Below are 13080 nucleotides of genomic sequence, written 5' to 3'. Positions count from 1 at the left end.
TACTTGTAACTACTACCAAGGGCGACATGATGAGCTACCAGCTTTTACTGACAACCATAGGCAAACAGAAGATTGCAGCCGCTGCTAATACAGGCAGCGTCTCTTTAAGTATTACCGAGTTTGTCATTGGTCAAGGTATTGATGTTGACTTTAGTCAGCGACTTGATGAGCAAGTGCTCGTCAGTAAGCGCTATCAAGGACTTGTTGGTAGCGTCACCCCAACAACGGTCTCAGGACAATATGAGATCGTTTGTATCGTACCACCGAATCAAGGCGGTTGGACTATTCGTGAGCTTGGACTCATTGATAGCGACGGCGATCTAATTTGGGTTGGTCAATTACCCGAAGTTCAAAAGCCTGCTGCGAACTCTACTGCAGCCGTTGACTATCGTATCAAAGCCGTTATCAGTATTGACAACCCTGACGTTAGCTTAGTTATTGACGCCAATGTAGTCACTGCTACGCGCCAATGGTCGTCAGATACGTTTGTGCCACTTAGTCATTTAGATGATGCAAACCCTCATACTCAGTATACGCTCAAAGAGACTAACGATAAGGATATTAAAGAGCTGCAAGATTGGATAGAAATCTTATTTAATCTCAAGCCTATTAAAGTCGGCGATATTTATACGACCACTATCGATCATGCTGATGCCGCCGCGGTCGCCTTGCATCACGGCTATGGTGATTGGGAACGTTACGCTGAAGGCCGCACGCTCGTTGGTCTTTCTACTAGCGCTGATGATCCTGATAGCTACAAAACTATCGGCAATGAGTTTGGTGAAAATAAGCACACGTTGACGATTGAACAAATCCCAAGCCACGCTCATGACTTAGGCATATCTGCACGAACTAGAGTCAGTCATGATGACTCACAAGAAACTGATAGACCCGTTGATGCCACAGGCGAAAAAGATTCAGGCTATGTCGGCAACACTGGCGGCGGAGAAGCGCACAACAATATTCAGCCCTCTAAAGTCGTGGCTCACTGGCTTCGTACTGCTTAATTAACTTCAAATAAGGATACACCAAATGACAGCATTTCATCACGGCATATCAGCACAAGAGCTGACTCAAGGCATCTTGCCAATGCGTAACGCCAACGTCAGCACTTTAGGTATCGTTGTCACTAGCACAGACGCTGATGACACCATGTACCCCCTTGATACGCCGGTACTGCTGACTGGGATTACTCAAGATAATATCGATAAAGCCGGCGAAGATGGCACGCTACGGAATGTATTGCAGGGAATACGCGACATACATAATCCGACTGTCGTTGTATTGCGAGTGACTGAGCCGCTTAATGTAGACTCGCTTGATGTACTGTTGACTTGTCCTAGTCGCTTTGGACTGATGCCTAAGCGACTAGGCGCACCTGAAATCGACACGCCTGAAGTCGTACTAAAGCTGGTTTCTATCGCTAAAAAGCGCCGAGCTATGGTCTATGCGTCTCCGCGTACTGCTGATGGAGCGCTAATCACAGATAAAGCTGAAATCGTTGCGTATCGTGATACTTATGGTGACCGTGAGCTTTGCATCATCGATGGTGAGTGGGGTGTGCCACAAGCTAAAAAAAAGTAACACGGCGGCTATGGGCAAGTAAGCCATACCCAGCGCTGGTCGAAAAAGAAGATGCTTATCAGCCCACAGTTAAGCCGTTAAACATCACGCTCAAGCAGATACTAAAAGACACAACGATTGACAGTGATGCGTACCAGCCAAGCGTTAAGCCGCTCGATATTACATTACGCTCACTGCTTATGAATAAAAATATTGATGACGGCGACGCTTATCAGCCGTCAGTCAAACCGCTTGATATTACGCTGAAGTCGCTACTCATGAGTAAGAATATCGACGGTGACGCTTATAAACCAAGCGTTAAGCCATTGGATATAACGCTAAAACGGGTTTTGATTGAGCAAACAACAAATGACGGTGACGCTTATATGCCGTCCGTTAAGCCATTAGACATAACATTGATAAAAGGGGTATAAAATGCACTTAGGTATAGCAGGTGAGTTTAAAGTTGTAGTAACTCGAGCTGATGGTACGACAAAAATTGACACAGGCTTTCAAAAAAACTTAATTCTAAATCAGGGTTTGGATTTTTTTGGCGGATCTTTCGGCACAATCATAAACCAGCATTGCATTATAGGGAGTGGTAATAGCACACCCACGGTTACACAGGTATCTTTAGATAGCCCCCTAAAAATAACGGATAGCATTGCAGCATCAAAAGAACTGTCTTATACCGACAATGGCAATGATTTATATGTCACGTCAGAGCTAAAACAATATCGTTTTACCGGGTTAGATAATGCAAATATTAGCGAAGTCGGATTAGTAAGCGCAAAAAGCGCAGGTTCAACCAGTCCGACTATTAGTGATTATTACTTAACAACACGAGCACTTATTAAAGATAGTTCGGGCAATGCAACATCTATAACCGTAAAGTCAGGTGAAACCCTAGATGTTTTTTACAAGTTGTACAAGGTGATCGATATAAGTGACCAAAACTTTACTATAAATGTGAATGACGGCGCAGGAAATGCAGTCCCGTATAACGCAACAGTTAGACCGTTCGCCGTTGGCTCAGTCAATGGCAGTGTTAGTATTTGTTTGACGGAACTTACAAAAGTAACCGCGCAAACATCTGACTTTTTGCCTATAACAACAGACAACCAAAGGCCTGAAATAACCGTACCATCGTCAATGTCTGCTTATGTGGCTGGCAGCTTTAAACGAGTGGCTACAATTAACTTTTCGCTTACTCAGGCAAATATGGGTATTAGAGTCATCACTAGTCATTATAGTATCTGGAATCCATTCATCCCTTTTCAAATCCGTTTCGGGTCAGTTGCAGATGACAGCCCTATTGTTAAGACCAATAAAGATACGTTATCTATCCCGCTCGAATTTAGCTGGGGACGCTATGAGGGCGAACTCTAATGTTGCCCGAAAACACACTGACTGAGCTTGATAGTGCCTCGTTTTTGCCACCTCGCAATAAGTCACAGACAGCGACAAAGTGTTGGGAGCTTGGCGGTATCGCCCTATCTGACACCAGCGAACCTATGCGGTACTACTGGTACGGCTACATTCAGGGTAATACTATCTATTTACAGCGTATGGATGCTGAGCCTATTTCAGTACTAGCTTTTACAGGTAGTGTGACTGAGATGTCGTTTACGTTTGACCAAAACATGCGCCCGACCATCGCGTATGTCGAAGACGGTATTGCAAAGCTGTACTGGTACGACTCATCGCAATCGCAAAACGTGATTACAGAGTATGTCGATATCACTAATCCGCGCCTGTCGCTTGATGATAAGCGTAAATTTAACATCGGCAACAGTGACATTATTTTTGCTTATGTGACTGATCACAATCGTCTGTGCTACCGCCTCCAGCGTGAGCGATATAGCGCTGAGCATGTACTGCTAACTGACACTACTAAGTCAAATGATGAGCCGCTTGAGCTATTTAATATTGGCATGAGCACGGCAAACCGATTTCTATTCCTAACCAATTAATAAGGGAAAATTATGACCAACCCAACCCCAATCATCGCAACAGCCCTCGCAATGCGCGCGCTTATCGATGAAACCAACCCAGCGAGCTTTACCAAATCCATCTCTAATGTGCCCGTGCCCGGCGTACCTGGTATCAAGCAGCCGCGGACTTGGGATCTAGAAGATCCTAATACCGAAGTCGGTTATCTTAATGCTAATGACGTGACATCAGTCATTCAGCACGAGGGTTTTCGCTTCTGGGGTAACCGCACTTGCTCAGCAGATCCACGTTTTGCATTTGAAACTGCGGTGCTCACAGCACAATGGATGCTAGATACGATCATCAATGGCTGCATGCCATTCGTTGACCAGCCGATGACGCCAGTGCTGGTACAAGACATCATCGATAGCATCAATGCCAAGCTACGTGCGACCGTCGCAAAAGGTTGGTTGATCGGTGCATCAGTCTGGTATAACCCAGACCTAAACAATCCGCAAGATCTAAGCCAAGGTTTGCTCTACGTTGATTACGACTATACCCCAGTGCCAACGCTTGAAAATCTACGACTTAATCAACGTATCACCGACCGCTACCTAGTGGACTTTGGCAAACTCATCGCTCAGGCCACATAACCAAGCTGCATAACTGAGCTGTATAGCTAAGTTGATAACTAAAAGGACAAACACTATGGCAAAACAACTGCCTGCAGTACTCAAGAACTTCAACGTCCGCGTAGACGGTGATAGCCATGCCGGTACTGCGAAAACTATCAAGCTACCCGAAATCGTAAAAAAGACTGAAGAATATCGCGCCGCGGGAATGATTGGCGATATCAAATTAGACCTTGGCTTTGAAGCCATGGAGTCGACAATTAACTATACCGGTGTCGACGCGCGTCATATAACGCAGCTGACATATTGCGGTGTTAGTGATCTACCTATTCGATTCTTAGGTGCTTATGAACGTCAAGACACTTGTACTCATGTGGTACGTGACGTCTATATGCGCGGTTCAGTGACCAACTTACCGCTAGGTGAGATGGAGCTTGGCAATATCAATGAGCAAGAGCTGACATACAGTGTTACTTATCTAAAGGTCGTCGATGACGGTGCAACACTGCTCGAAATTGACCTTGTAAACGGTATTTATATCGTCGGCGACAAAGATATGACTAGCGAGATTAACACTAGATTAGGTTTATAACGCTTTTGGCCAGCCGTCAGTGTTTGGATAAATGGCGATTAGCTAGTTGGTGAGGTGACGGCTCACCAAGGCGACGATCTTCAGGCAGTGAACAGATTCATTGCCATCCAAACATGGCCAATTTTTTAACATTACTTTTATTAAAAAACCACATATACCAGGACAACTATTATGAGCACCGAAACTTCAGCTGCAGCTATTACAGAATTAAAGAAAAAAGACGCCACTACCCCGGCACCAATGCCAACCAACCCCGATATTGAAACCGTTGAATTTGATACGCCAATCGTACGTGGCGACATGACGATCAGTGAAGTCAATATCAATAAACCAAAGACCGGTGCACTACGCGGCCTATCTCTATCTGACTTACTCAAACTTGACGTTGATACCGTCATCAAGCTTGTACCGCGTGTCAGCACGCCACCACTAGCAGAACACGAAGTTGCGGCCTTAGATCCTACTGACTTTTTAAGCCTATCTACAGCGGTGGTCGGTTTTTTCGCCAGCAAGGAGCAACGGGAGAAAGCACGGCAAGAGGCCGAGAGCGCGAAAACCGAGGCATCCCACACAGCGTAGACGATGTCATTGCTGATCTGGCCGTCGTATTTCACTGGCGGCCATCAGACTGCGATGATATGGATATTGATGAGTTAATGGATTGGCATGACAAGGCGCGTAAACGTAGTGAGACTGACAAATAACTAAGAGGCGATAACCATGAATGCAATTCTACTAGCAAAATTCTGGAGAGAAATTGTCATATTCGTGCTGTCGTCTCTTTTTGTCTTTGCGCTGTTTTCTGTCTATACGCTAGTACAATCTATCGAACATATAAAAACCGAGCACGAGCTGACGCTAACCACTGAACGCGCTGCTTATGAAGTACGCGCGCGCAAAATAGAAAGGCAGAGCCATGAGCAAGTTATTCAAGCTATTAACGATAGCCAAGCGCGCGAAGCAGCTATCGCTGTGGACGTTGCTAATACTAACCGCGCTAACGAGCGGTTGCACCAAACCGTTGACCGCCTCAACACCAGTATTGCCCGTGAAAACAGCGCAGCCCGCGCTGACTACGCCGCTACCCTCTCAATCTTATTCAAAGAAAGCACAGCAAGATATATCGAACTGGCAAAAGCGGCTGATGGACACGTCAACGACATCCGAACCCTCCAAGACGCCAACGCAAACAAGTAATTAACAAAAGGCGCGTGACATGGCTAGTAATTTAGATCTATCGGCTACGCTCAAGCTCATTGATGATATCAGTGGGCCGCTACGCGGTATCGAGTCACAAGTATCGCGCTCAGTTGATGCATTCAATGACGCGCGTAGTGCTGTCAAAAAACTAGAAGCGACACAAAATCGAATTACTGCGTTTCAAGACATGGGGCGTCAGCTCACTGAGACTAGCGGTAAACTGGACACAGCGCGTCAACGCATGAACTCACTGCGTCAGCAAATTGAGTCTACTGACAACCCCTCCCAAACCCTGATCAATCGATTCAATGCAGCCTCTCGTAGCGTGGATAGACTGGGTCGTAATGTTAATGATCAGACCCAGACGCTAGCACAGCTCAGGCGACGGCTTGAGTCAGCAGGCGTATCTACCAGTGATTTAGGCCGTCATCAAAGTCGACTGGCAGATCAAATAGCCGAGGCTAACAGACGGCTGGATCAGCAGCGTGAGCGTATGAATCGCGTCAGGCGCGCGCAGCAGCAATCGCAGCAGATGGGTGATATGCGCAATAAGGCAATGGGTCTGGCCGCTGGTGGCGCAGCCGCAACTTATGGCGCAGCAATGTTCTTAGGGCCTGGCCTTGAACTAGAAGTTAATTTAAGTGAAGTTCAAGCATTAACGCGATTAGACAAGAACAGTCCACAATTTAAAGCGTTAGCTGAACAAGCTCGAATATTGGGTGCAACAACTCAATTTACATCAGCTGATGCTGCTAGTGGTCAAGCGTTTTTGGCGATGGCGGGATTTACTCCTGAAGCAGTGCGTGCAGCCATGCCCGGTATGCTTGATTTAGCGTTAGCAGGGAAGATTGATTTACCAGCGACCGCCGATATTGCATCAAATATCTTATCAGGAATGAGTCTTGACCCAACTAAAGACATGGGTAAGGTTGGTGATGTTTTGTCTGCCGCGTTTACTAGAGCAAACTTAAATATAAGCATGCTTGGCGAAACAATGAAATACGCCGCGCCCGGTGCATCAGGACTTAATGTTAGTTTGGAAGAGTTGGCAGGAATGGCTGGAAAGCTAGGCGATGCAGGCATCCAAGGTTCTGAAGGTGGTACCGCGTTGCGTGCAATCATGTCACGTCTTGCTGATAGTGGCGGCCCTGCTGCTAAGGCAATGAAACAGCTTGGAATACAAACGCTTGATGCTAAGGGGAATTTGAGACCCATTCCTAAGTTGTTAGAAGAAATTGCAGAAAAAACCAAGAACATGGGGACTGGTGATAAAAACACCATACTCTCTGAAATATCAGGCGCTAATGCCAGCAACTCAATGCTAAAGCTCGTTGAGTATGCTGGGAATGGTGAGTTACAACAACTCATTAAAGACCTGCAAGGGTCTGATGGAGAGCTTGCTAACTTGTCAAAAACAATGGGCGATAACACTCTGGGCGACTTTAAAGCAATGACCAGTGCTGTTGACGGATTTCGTACAGCTATATTTGATGCCAATAGTGGCGCTTTGCGTGATTTTTTACAAGGCCTGACTACGGGCGCACAAAAGATGACTGAATGGGCAAAAGCCAATCCCGAACTGGTAGCGACACTAGGCAAGATATTTGGCATCTTAGCCATTGGTGCAATCGTAATCGGTAGTTTTGGCGCGATACTATTAACCATACTTGGTCCAATGGCATTGCTGCGAGCATCATTCGCTACGCTTGGTGGCTTGTCAGGCATATTAGGTACGCTAATGGGGCCGCTTAAGATGCTCTGGTCATTATTTGGCTTTGTTGGTCAAGCGGTGGTGTCAGCAGTAGCGCTTATTGGTAAATCCTTAATGTTTATGCTAAGTATAGTAAAAACAGTTGGCGCGGCGATGATGGCCAATCCTATTTTGATTGCCATTACATTGCTCGCAGTGGCCGCTTACCTTATTTATAGAAACTGGGGCCCGATTAAAGAGTTCTTTATTGCCCTTTGGTCAACCATTACCGCTAGCGTCTCCGCAGCATGGGAATGGATAAAGTCGATCTTCAGTACTGGCATTCAAGCACTAAACACTTTCTTATCGAACTTCAACCCTGTCAGCTTGTTTATGTCAGCGTTTGCAGCCGTTTGGTCTTACTTATCTGGACTTGGTGCGACGTTCTATACTTATGGCGCTAATATGTTGGACGGCCTTAAAAACGGTATTATGAGCAAAGCCAACGCTGTCGTCGAAGGTATAAAAGGCGTAGCCGGTAGAGTCAAAGGCGCATTCACAGGATTGCTAGGCATTCGCTCGCCCAGCCGCGTCTTCACGGATTACGGCGATTACATGATGCAAGGGCTAAACAATGGCTTACTAGCAAATAATAGCCCTGTAGACGCCATGCTCAAAACCAGCAACAGCTTACGCGCAGCGATGGACACTAGCGAGATTCGCTTTGATAACCGTAAGCCGATTATGGCAAGCGCTATGATGGGTGGAGTCACCGGACAGTCTCAACCTACGATAGTGAATCATTTCACTATCAATGCACAACCGGGCCAGTCCGAACAGCAAATCGCTCAACTAGTGGCGCAAGAAGTAGCTAAGACACAGCGCGGCCAGAGCAATAACACAGCACTATATGACATCGCGGAGGACTGGTAATGCTATTAGCACTAGGGCAGTTTGTATTTGATGTAGACACTATGACTTATAGCGAGCTACAGCGTAGCCGGTCATGGTCGTATGGTAGTAACGGCATAGCGCAGGGGCGCGATCAGTATCAGTTCACCGGTACTGGTGAAGAGACGATGACGATTCCTTTTATGATTTATCAGTCACACGGCTTCGGCAATCGGCAATCTATCGACGATCTGTCAGAGATGGCCGACGCCGGCGGCGGATATGTGCTGATTGACGGCAGCGGCTATCTATACGGCGTCTTTGCAATTACTGCTATCGATGAAACGCGCAGCCATATCACCAATCGCGGCGTGGCACGTAAGATAGATGGCACCATGAAGCTGACTCGTATTGATGATGATCGCATTCAGACTGACAAAGCGATGACGCAAGACACCCAAACACAAGAGATATAAGCATGCTACGTACCCCTATCATCAGATTAAGTGCTGATAACAAGCCCCTTAATGATCAGGTTATATCACGTCTCATGCGTGTGACGGTCACAGATAATAAGAATATGGACGCTGATGAGCTATCGCTTACGCTAGATGATCATGACGGCGCATTGGAGCTTCCTAAGCGCGGTGTGCGTCTACAGTGTTGGATGGGGTTTGCTGATATCGGCGTTGTCGATATGGGAACCTACATAGTAGATAGTAGCGAGTGGTCAGGAGCGCCGGACACGATCAGCATACGCGCTAAGTCTGCAGATTTTAAGTCATCACTCAAGTCAGGACATAACGAGTCGTATCATAATAAGACACTAGGAGAGATCGCCGATATAATCGCTAAGCGTCAGCAGCTAGAGCTATCTATCAAGCCCAATCTATCTACTATCAATGTCGGTCATGTCGATCAAACCGATGAGTCCGACATCCATTTACTTACGCGGCTTTGTCATCAGTACGGCGCTGTGGTAAATATCAAGCACGGCAAGCTACTGATATTTACCGCTAATAGCAATGTCAGCGCTAGCGGTCATCCGCTAGACATCACCACTATCACAAAGCAAACGGGTGATCGCTATCGCTATAGCGTAGAAGATAGACAAGCCGATTATGATAATGTATCGGCCAGCTATCAGGATAAAGACGCTGCCAAACGTAGCACAGTCGATACCAAAGGTGGCAGTAAGACAAAAAAACTAAAAGGAACGTATAAGAGTAAAGACGCCGCCAATGCCGCCGCACAAGCGGAATCAAAACGTATCAAAGATAGACAGGCCAAGTTTAGTATTAGCACGGCCTACGCCTACCCCGCTGTGACTACTGAAAGCCCCATCACACTACAAGGGTTTAAAGCTGAAATCGATGCGCTGAAGTGGACGGTAGACAAGGCGGTGCACGACTATGGCAAGTCTAGCGGATTGACAAGTCAGCTTGATTTATTGGCCCCATTGAAATAATGTTGTGTTATAATAAATCTTGCTTGGGAGCATCGATATAAGGTTAGCCTAATTAACTAACTCGAATAAGGTGGCCGTGTAATCGTGGCGCGGATTTCAGCCCCAAGCAACTTATATTAGAGACCGAAAAGCCCTGCTATTTTGCAGGGCTTTTTTTATGCTCAACATAACCTATTCTACCATCCACTCACCTAGCGTTGCATAGACTTCATCAGTGTCTACAAAAGTTTTATCACGCTCGATATCATGCAAAGAGACAATACTACTGGCTACAAAGTCTTTAATACGCATACGCTTGAAGCAATAGGCAGACACATAGAGTTTGCCGTTCTTAGCATGCACCTTACGCACATTGATATCACGCTCAGACAGATTGCCGCCACTATCCTTATAGACCATCGCGTAATCACGGCGGTCATTCTTAACGGGTCGAGCTTCTTTTGGTGCGATAGGCGTAGCAGGTAGACCTTGATTAGATATGGTGTCGTGACGTTTTGGCTTTACTGGTGAGTCTAGGGCAGCCCTAGGTTTGGCAGTCGTAGCATTAGTATTTTTTAGAGCATTAATCAGAGCATCAAATTTCTTGTCTAATATATCAAGTCGAGCAATCACCTGCTGGTTATGGTTGTCATCACTCATCATCATTTCCTTTTAGATACTTTAAAATTCACCCAATCAACAGAACAAAAGTTAATCAAACTAACCAGTCTAGGAAGACAATCAGTATGATTAATAACAAAACAGCAAGCAGCACTAGCATGAATACCGCAGCCATAGCCGCCGACCTAGCGAGAGTGGCCGCTTATGCTCACACCCTTGGGCAGTTGTGCGAGTTATCCCCCCATGCCGAGCCGCTATCATTGGAGCAGCTAGAGGTCATCTTTAAAGACATCGCACAGGTGTGTGATGCCAGTGTTAATACCATTCAGAGTTTGAATAGTTAACTACTCATCAAAATTAACACTCAACTTTAACGTTTTTTCTTTTTGCAGGGCTAGTACATAAGGTTGTGCTAGCTCCATCAGCATCTTGTAGTCATAGTCCTCGTCCACCACTGCCCCAGCCGTTCTCAATGTAATTTCTATATCACGCGCGTATAGAGCCAGCATGTCAGAGAATGAATTTTCGTGATAGACGTTCAGTGGTTCCATCAAAAACCTGTTTTTATCTTTAGCCATCATCTACTCCATAGACTCATAAGTCTTTATCAGCCTTACCAGTTCAGCACGCCGCTGGCTATTTCGATATAGCTCTAACCATTGCATTTCATCTTCAGTCAGATCACTGGCAGAAGTATCAAGACGTTTTCCTGTGACCACATAACCCATGTCATAACCTAAATCAGATAGCCTTTTGGCTAATCCTAAATCAGGTAGCCTTTTGGCGTTCTCGTATCTTGAGAATGTTGAATGGGCAACACCCAAGGCATCTCGGACTGTTTCTTGCGCTAATCCAAGCCTTTCACGCTCCATAACAAGACGCTTAGACAGACCTTCAATAATGTTATCATCAGTAAATGTTTTCATATGGCGACAAAAATCCTTTACATATCCATATGACTATGGAATAATGCAATTGTTAGCTCGTAAGACAGATAACACTTTATCACAAAACTCAATAATGGAGTATCCACGATGTCACAAGTCATGTTTGCCACGCGCTTGCCTGAATCACAGCGCAAATACATCCAGTACAAGGCGATGGACACCGGTAAGCAGCAACAGGAGCTTATGTCCGAGATCATCGCCGAGTATCAACAGCGCGATACCGAATTTATGAGCAAGTTCGCCGCCCTACTACAGCCGTCGGACCACGACGCTAAGGGGATCGGTAATGACTCATAAAAACTGGGACAACGTCCGCGACCGCCGTCTGTATAGCTATATGAATGACCCCGAGCATGACCGCTTTGAGTTTGCCATGCGCCTAGCAGGGATCAGTCAAGAGGCAACGGCTATCAGACAGTTTGTACTAGAGCGCTCAGATCAGATCATCATTAACCATCAACACGATAAGTTTAAGCAAAACGACGTTACCGTAACAACGGTAAAACTGCGCTTTCCTAGCGGTAAATTTACCGCAACAGATTCACTTTAGTAGTTTAACCAGACCCCACGATGTCACAACTTAACTCAACCAAAGAAGGAAACACCACGATGTCACAACTTAACTCAACCTTAGCCACACTTAGCAACCTTCAAGCCCATGTCGCCATGATGGCGCAGCTCACTAGCTCAACCTCATCAGAGACGGTCACTATCAACCGTCAGGACTTGCGATTCGCGTTCGCGGATATCGAGCAGACTATTAGCGGTATCTATGCTCAGCTATCTAATGAGGGAGAGCTGACGTTTTCATCATCACTAGGCGACACCCTAGATCATCCTATGGTTGAGCAGTTTTGGGATGTCTATGACTATTTGGATAACTTAGACAGTTTAAATAGGGGTGGTCGTGTCAACCATCATAGCGACGATGCCGACACCATCGCGATCAATCTCAATGATATTTATAGCGTGGCTAAGAAAAACAACCAACCCCTACCAGATGACATGGTTGAGCTAAAGCAGCACTTGCATGACAGCTGTCGCTATCTGTTTATCGACTCAAACGTAGCGGTCAGCAGCAAGGTATATAACGGCAAGACGATCAAATGCTGGATATTCCAAAAGCCAGTAGCAGAGGCACAGCCGGTAAGTGATACCCCTAACATTGACTTAGCTCAGGCATGCAGTGAGTTTGAGCAGCAGTTCAGCGAGTCCGCACCGACCGCCGCTGCACCAGTGATGGAGATGACAGAGCCTTGCATCATTAGACGAAGCGTGACCAACCGCAATAACAAAACCACAAGACGCCAGTTCTACGTTCCTAGCATCACTGAAGAACAAAGAAATAAAGGCATATTGATAGGATTATGTAAGAGATACGGCGTAGAGCTACCTGCTTACTATCACGACATCGATGTCAGCCGTTTCGCTGAAAAGACCTACTACGATGAAAACGGCGACAAGCAGCGTGTGCTAGTACCCCTGTTCAAAGACCGTCGTGAGGGTGAGCACACCCAAGCCTTCTATCAGCGCGTTGGCTTACTGCTACCACCGATTGACTAGAT

20 protein-coding genes are annotated in these 13080 nt (G+C 46.2%); 17 read left to right on the top strand and 3 right to left on the bottom strand.

Annotated elements, in window-relative coordinates; translation table 11 throughout:
• The first annotated feature begins 29 nt into the window (after positions 1–29).
• The 13 genes from PSBA01_RS08840 (at position 30) to PSBA01_RS08780 (ending at position 9968) form a co-directional block, all read left to right on the top strand.
• On the top strand, positions 30–1007 hold the full coding sequence (locus PSBA01_RS08840; RefSeq protein ID WP_186473975.1) for a phage tail protein: 978 nt from the start codon (positions 30–32) through the stop codon (positions 1005–1007).
• Positions 1008–1032: 25 nt separating this feature from the next.
• Positions 1033–1584 (top strand): hypothetical protein, encoded by a 552-nt coding sequence (locus tag PSBA01_RS08835; protein WP_186473974.1) that lies wholly within the window; start codon positions 1033–1035, stop codon positions 1582–1584.
• A gap of 179 nt (positions 1585–1763) precedes the next feature.
• Positions 1764–1997 carry a hypothetical protein gene (locus PSBA01_RS08830; RefSeq protein ID WP_186473973.1) on the top strand — a complete coding sequence of 78 codons (234 nt, stop codon included), beginning with the start codon at positions 1764–1766 and terminating at the stop codon, positions 1995–1997.
• Position 1998: 1 nt separating this feature from the next.
• Positions 1999–2952, top strand: coding sequence for a hypothetical protein (locus tag PSBA01_RS08825; protein ID WP_186473972.1), 954 nt, complete (start codon positions 1999–2001; stop codon positions 2950–2952).
• Entirely contained in the window at positions 2952–3536 is a 585-nt protein-coding gene (locus tag PSBA01_RS08820; protein WP_186473971.1) for a hypothetical protein, read from the top strand. The genes PSBA01_RS08825 and PSBA01_RS08820 overlap by 1 nt, the downstream gene beginning before the upstream one ends.
• A gap of 12 nt (positions 3537–3548) precedes the next feature.
• Positions 3549–4148: a phage tail sheath C-terminal domain-containing protein gene (locus PSBA01_RS08815; protein WP_186473970.1), complete on the top strand. Its 600-nt coding sequence runs from the start codon at positions 3549–3551 to the stop codon at positions 4146–4148.
• A 55-nt stretch (positions 4149–4203) separates the two neighbouring features.
• Complete coding sequence (locus tag PSBA01_RS08810) at positions 4204–4719, top strand: phage major tail tube protein (protein WP_186473969.1); 516 nt, start codon at positions 4204–4206, stop codon at positions 4717–4719.
• 171 nt (positions 4720–4890) lie between these two features.
• On the top strand, positions 4891–5298 hold the full coding sequence (locus PSBA01_RS08805; protein WP_228724548.1) for a phage tail assembly protein: 408 nt from the start codon (positions 4891–4893) through the stop codon (positions 5296–5298).
• A 59-nt stretch (positions 5299–5357) separates the two neighbouring features.
• Positions 5358–5423, top strand: a complete 66-nt coding sequence (locus PSBA01_RS13390) for a GpE family phage tail protein (protein ID WP_248842590.1) — start codon at positions 5358–5360, stop codon at positions 5421–5423.
• 16 nt (positions 5424–5439) lie between these two features.
• Positions 5440–5916: a DUF2514 family protein gene (locus PSBA01_RS08795; RefSeq protein WP_186473967.1), complete on the top strand. Its 477-nt coding sequence runs from the start codon at positions 5440–5442 to the stop codon at positions 5914–5916.
• A gap of 19 nt (positions 5917–5935) precedes the next feature.
• Positions 5936–8542, top strand: a complete 2607-nt coding sequence (locus PSBA01_RS08790; RefSeq protein ID WP_186473965.1) for a phage tail tape measure protein — start codon at positions 5936–5938, stop codon at positions 8540–8542.
• Positions 8542–8976 carry a phage tail protein gene (locus tag PSBA01_RS08785; protein WP_186473964.1) on the top strand — a complete coding sequence of 145 codons (435 nt, stop codon included), beginning with the start codon at positions 8542–8544 and terminating at the stop codon, positions 8974–8976. The genes PSBA01_RS08790 and PSBA01_RS08785 overlap by 1 nt, the downstream gene beginning before the upstream one ends.
• 2 nt (positions 8977–8978) lie before the next feature.
• On the top strand, positions 8979–9968 hold the full coding sequence (locus PSBA01_RS08780) for a contractile injection system protein, VgrG/Pvc8 family (protein WP_186473963.1): 990 nt from the start codon (positions 8979–8981) through the stop codon (positions 9966–9968).
• Positions 9969–10139: 171 nt separating this feature from the next.
• On the opposite strand, the gene PSBA01_RS08775 is transcribed toward PSBA01_RS08780, so the two are convergent.
• Positions 10140–10607 (bottom strand): hypothetical protein, encoded by a 468-nt coding sequence (locus tag PSBA01_RS08775; RefSeq protein WP_186473962.1) that lies wholly within the window; start codon positions 10605–10607, stop codon positions 10140–10142.
• Between the two features lie 86 nt (positions 10608–10693).
• On the opposite strand from PSBA01_RS08775, the gene PSBA01_RS08770 reads away from it, so the two are divergent.
• Complete coding sequence (locus PSBA01_RS08770) at positions 10694–10912, top strand: hypothetical protein (protein WP_186473961.1); 219 nt, start codon at positions 10694–10696, stop codon at positions 10910–10912.
• Here the strand turns inward: PSBA01_RS08770 and PSBA01_RS08765 are convergent, their stop codons facing one another.
• Together PSBA01_RS08765 and PSBA01_RS08760 are read right to left on the bottom strand one after the other, a co-directional pair.
• Positions 10913–11146 carry a hypothetical protein gene (locus PSBA01_RS08765; RefSeq protein ID WP_186473960.1) on the bottom strand — a complete coding sequence of 78 codons (234 nt, stop codon included), beginning with the start codon at positions 11144–11146 and terminating at the stop codon, positions 10913–10915.
• Positions 11147–11149: 3 nt separating this feature from the next.
• Positions 11150–11494 (bottom strand): helix-turn-helix domain-containing protein, encoded by a 345-nt coding sequence (locus PSBA01_RS08760; RefSeq protein WP_186473959.1) that lies wholly within the window; start codon positions 11492–11494, stop codon positions 11150–11152.
• A gap of 108 nt (positions 11495–11602) precedes the next feature.
• On the opposite strand from PSBA01_RS08760, the gene PSBA01_RS08755 reads away from it, so the two are divergent.
• Genes PSBA01_RS08755 through PSBA01_RS08745 form a run of 3 tightly spaced genes read left to right on the top strand, consistent with a single transcriptional unit; the run spans position 11603 to position 13078 of the window.
• Positions 11603–11812 (top strand): hypothetical protein, encoded by a 210-nt coding sequence (locus PSBA01_RS08755; protein ID WP_186473958.1) that lies wholly within the window; start codon positions 11603–11605, stop codon positions 11810–11812.
• Positions 11802–12065, top strand: coding sequence for a hypothetical protein (locus PSBA01_RS08750; RefSeq protein ID WP_186473957.1), 264 nt, complete (start codon positions 11802–11804; stop codon positions 12063–12065). Before PSBA01_RS08755 ends, PSBA01_RS08750 begins: the two co-directional genes overlap by 11 nt.
• A gap of 59 nt (positions 12066–12124) precedes the next feature.
• Positions 12125–13078: a hypothetical protein gene (locus PSBA01_RS08745; protein ID WP_186473955.1), complete on the top strand. Its 954-nt coding sequence runs from the start codon at positions 12125–12127 to the stop codon at positions 13076–13078.
• Positions 13079–13080 lie beyond the last annotated feature (2 nt).

This window comes from Psychrobacter sp. KCTC 72983, from assembly GCF_014280455.1.
Lineage (GTDB): Bacteria > Pseudomonadota > Gammaproteobacteria > Pseudomonadales > Moraxellaceae > Psychrobacter > Psychrobacter pacificensis.
The sequence above is the reverse complement of the archived record's forward strand: the minus strand, read 5'-3'. Positions and strand labels throughout refer to the sequence as shown.

Bases quoted from the DNA above. Each gene is read 5' to 3' on its own strand.
- PSBA01_RS08840 (WP_186473975.1), top strand. From the start codon at position 30: ATGAGCTACCAGCTTTTACTGACAACCATAGGCAAACAGAAGATTGCA.
- PSBA01_RS08835 (WP_186473974.1), top strand. From the start codon at position 1,033: ATGACAGCATTTCATCACGGCATATCAGCACAAGAGCTGACTCAAGGC.
- PSBA01_RS08830 (WP_186473973.1), top strand. From the start codon at position 1,764: ATGAATAAAAATATTGATGACGGCGACGCTTATCAGCCGTCAGTCAAA.
- PSBA01_RS08825 (WP_186473972.1), top strand. From the start codon at position 1,999: ATGCACTTAGGTATAGCAGGTGAGTTTAAAGTTGTAGTAACTCGAGCT.
- PSBA01_RS08820 (WP_186473971.1), top strand. From the start codon at position 2,952: ATGTTGCCCGAAAACACACTGACTGAGCTTGATAGTGCCTCGTTTTTG.
- PSBA01_RS08815 (WP_186473970.1), top strand. From the start codon at position 3,549: ATGACCAACCCAACCCCAATCATCGCAACAGCCCTCGCAATGCGCGCG.
- PSBA01_RS08810 (WP_186473969.1), top strand. From the start codon at position 4,204: ATGGCAAAACAACTGCCTGCAGTACTCAAGAACTTCAACGTCCGCGTA.
- PSBA01_RS08805 (WP_228724548.1), top strand. From the start codon at position 4,891: ATGAGCACCGAAACTTCAGCTGCAGCTATTACAGAATTAAAGAAAAAA.
- PSBA01_RS08795 (WP_186473967.1), top strand. From the start codon at position 5,440: ATGAATGCAATTCTACTAGCAAAATTCTGGAGAGAAATTGTCATATTC.
- PSBA01_RS08790 (WP_186473965.1), top strand. From the start codon at position 5,936: ATGGCTAGTAATTTAGATCTATCGGCTACGCTCAAGCTCATTGATGAT.
- PSBA01_RS08785 (WP_186473964.1), top strand. From the start codon at position 8,542: ATGCTATTAGCACTAGGGCAGTTTGTATTTGATGTAGACACTATGACT.
- PSBA01_RS08780 (WP_186473963.1), top strand. From the start codon at position 8,979: ATGCTACGTACCCCTATCATCAGATTAAGTGCTGATAACAAGCCCCTT.
- PSBA01_RS08775 (WP_186473962.1), bottom strand. From the start codon at position 10,607: ATGAGTGATGACAACCATAACCAGCAGGTGATTGCTCGACTTGATATA.
- PSBA01_RS08770 (WP_186473961.1), top strand. From the start codon at position 10,694: ATGATTAATAACAAAACAGCAAGCAGCACTAGCATGAATACCGCAGCC.
- PSBA01_RS08765 (WP_186473960.1), bottom strand. From the start codon at position 11,146: ATGGCTAAAGATAAAAACAGGTTTTTGATGGAACCACTGAACGTCTAT.
- PSBA01_RS08760 (WP_186473959.1), bottom strand. From the start codon at position 11,494: ATGAAAACATTTACTGATGATAACATTATTGAAGGTCTGTCTAAGCGT.
- PSBA01_RS08755 (WP_186473958.1), top strand. From the start codon at position 11,603: ATGTCACAAGTCATGTTTGCCACGCGCTTGCCTGAATCACAGCGCAAA.
- PSBA01_RS08750 (WP_186473957.1), top strand. From the start codon at position 11,802: ATGACTCATAAAAACTGGGACAACGTCCGCGACCGCCGTCTGTATAGC.
- PSBA01_RS08745 (WP_186473955.1), top strand. From the start codon at position 12,125: ATGTCACAACTTAACTCAACCTTAGCCACACTTAGCAACCTTCAAGCC.